The sequence below is a fragment of the Fodinibius halophilus genome (assembly GCF_011059105.1).
Classification (GTDB): Bacteria; Bacteroidota; Rhodothermia; order Balneolales; family Balneolaceae; genus Fodinibius; species Fodinibius halophilus.
Genome location: NZ_JAALLS010000051.1, coordinates 1 through 2,912 on the forward strand (window position 1 = coordinate 1; position 2,912 = coordinate 2,912).

Genomic DNA, 2,912 nt, shown 5'->3' on the forward strand with positions numbered 1-2,912 from the left:
TATGTAATTTGGGTGATGCTCTTTCTTAAAAAGCGGAGAGAGTTGGATTATCGCCGATTTGGTATTTCATCAAGTGACCAAAGCAAGGTGATCCAGCTCGTTGAAGGTATGCAGGAAATTAAGCTGAATACCTGCGAAAAGCAGAAACGGTGGGAGTGGGAACGCTTGCAGGCTCGATTGTTTAAGTATAAGGTCAGTAATCTTTCGCTCAACCAGTACCAACAGGCGGGGGCCTTTTTTATTAATGAAGGCAAAAATATCGGGATCACTTTTATTGCTGCGGTAGCGGTAGTCAATGGCCAGCTTACGCTGGGGGGCAATGATGGCGGTGCAGTATATTATTGGTCAGCTCAATGGTCCTATCGAGCAGCTCATTACTTTTGTACGTTCGGCCCAGGATGCCCACTTAAGCCTTGAACGCCTGAATGAAATCCACCAACAGGAAGATGAAGAACCGGAAGATAAAAGTTTCATTTATACCCTGCCCGAGCAGCGCGATATTGAAATTAAAAATGTGAGTTTTTCATATCCCGGGGCAGGAAATGAACAGGTATTGAAGAATATTAATATGCGTATCCCTGAAGGTAAAACGACAGCCATAGTGGGAATGAGCGGCAGCGGTAAAACAACCTTGTTGAAGCTACTGCTTAAATTCTACAAACTGGACAACGGAAGTATTCATTTGGGTAGTTTAAATCTTTCAAATATGGGGCACCGAAGCTGGCGGTCGCATTGTGGAGTGGTGATGCAGGACGGTTTTATTTTCTCTGATAGTATTGCTGCAAACATTGCGGTAGGAGAGGAGCACCCGGATATGCAAAAGATGCAGCATGCTGTTCAGGTGGCAAATATTCAATCATTTATAGAATCGTTGCCGCTCGGTTTTAATACCAAGATTGGGTCAGAAGGCAATAGTATTAGTATGGGACAAAAACAGCGCATTTTAATTGCCCGGGCAGTCTATAAGGATCCGGAGTTTATCTTTTTTGATGAAGCCACCAACTCGCTGGATGCTAACAACGAGCGAGCGATTATGGAAAGCCTGGAAGCCTTTTTTGAGCAGCGTACAGTGGTAGTGGTGGCCCATCGGCTGAGTACGGTAAAGAATGCAGATAATATCGTCGTGCTCAGTAATGGGGAAATTGTAGAGCAGGGCACCCATCAGGAACTCACGGACTTGGAAGGAGACTATTTTAAGTTGGTGAAAAATCAGCTGGAACTGGGAAATTGATATAATCATGGAAGAACATCCTTCACAAAACGGTATTGGCAAAGAAGAAGCAACATTGGCTGAACCTCAGCCCGAGCAGAATAATACCACTAATGAGCTTGAGGTACGTAGTAATGCAGTACAAGAAATAATAGGACGACCGCCCCATTGGCTCGTTCGCGGCGGGATCGCTGCTTTTTTAGGAGTGTTTGCAATGATATTTTTGGTAGCAGCAGTTATTAAATATCCTGAAGTCATTGAAGCCCCACTGAAGGTAACCGCTATTAATGCTCCTAAGCCGATGGAAAGCAAGGTAAATGGCAAGCTGGTCAATTTGTTATCGGAAAATGGGGCTAATGTTGAAGAAGGGGTAATTATAGCCTGGATGGAAAGTACCGCAGATCACCGGGAAATACTGGATTTGTCTGCAAGGATTGACAAGATGTACCGCTGGTTTGATGAAGAAGAATATGACAAGATCCAGGTGCTGGAGATGGATCAGTTTTCTAATCTGGGGGAGCTGCAAAGTCAGTACCAGTCGTTTTACCAGGTGTATAATGAATTTGTCACCTTTCTGCCCGGGGGATTGTACCGCCAAAAACGAGCTATGTTAAAACAGGAGATTGCATATAACAACCAACTTTTAGAAAGTCTGAAAAAGCAGAAAGAGGTTAAAAAAGTTGACCGGGAACTGGCCGAAAAGAAATATAATATTCAAAAAAAGCTGAGAGAAAAAGAGTTGTCGGCACCCCTCGAGCTTGCTACGGCGAAAAGTAAAATGGCAGGCAGCCAGCTACCCTTGCTACAAACAGAAACATCTATTATTAACAACCGTGCTTCACTGATTGGAAAAAAGAAGCAGCTGATAGAACTAAATAAACAGCTGGATCGGCAGAAAGCTGATTTTCGTCAGGCGTTAAATACATTACAGAGTGCCATAAAAGAATGGAAACATAAATACCTGCTTCGGGCACCGGTTAGCGGTAAGCTGGTCTATGCCGGGGTGTTCCAGGAGGATCAGACCATTAAAAGCGGGGAGCGCATAGCATACGTGCAACCTGAGAATACCCAGTTTTTTGGAGAGCTAGCGGTTTCGCAGCGGTCATATGGTAGGATTCAAGAGGGACAAGAAGTGCTGGTCCGGTTTAGTGGTTTTCCATCCAGAGAGTTTGGTTCGGTAACAGCTAAAGTTGATTACCTTTCTGAATTTCCGGTAAGGGACAGTTTGTTTGTGGCTAAAGTGACCTTTCCCAACGGTTTCACTACCAATTATGACCGGCAGTTGAATCCCACTGACGGGATGCAGGGACGCGCAGAAATCATTACCCAGGATATGCGATTTATCGAGCGCATATATAACAACCTTACCAAAGAACTACGTTAAGAGTTGCTTGCAAAAGAAAAGCAGGTTTATCTGTACCTGCTCATTTTTAAATAGATATTATATAAAACACAAATAAACATATATTCATTATGGAACTAGTAAGAACATTAAGTCGAGAAGAAATGAAAAGTATAAAAGCAGGTAGAGCGAATGATTGTGCCATAGGATGTCTTGATTTTCAAGGTCAGTGTCATGAAGCTTGTATTGATGCTTTTGAACCTGATGATGACAACCGGGCATACTGTAACAGAATGTGTTATAAGCAAGCTGGATACTGTATGGAACTGAACTTGCTACATTTTGGTGGACACCCAGTTA

General features: G+C 43.3%; 2 protein-coding genes and 1 pseudogene. All 3 read left to right on the plus strand.

Annotation, left to right across the window (positions count from 1 at the left end):
* Positions 1-1,231, plus strand: a pseudogene (locus G3569_RS18665) (peptidase domain-containing ABC transporter); the annotation flags it as partial.
* 7 nt (positions 1,232-1,238) lie between these two features.
* Entirely contained in the window at positions 1,239-2,594 is a 1,356-nt protein-coding gene (locus tag G3569_RS18060) for a beta-barrel domain-containing protein (RefSeq protein WP_165271486.1), read from the plus strand.
* A gap of 89 nt (positions 2,595-2,683) precedes the next feature.
* Positions 2,684-2,912 (plus strand): hypothetical protein (locus G3569_RS18505; RefSeq protein WP_205720284.1); only part of this gene is annotated, 229 nt, incomplete at its 3' end.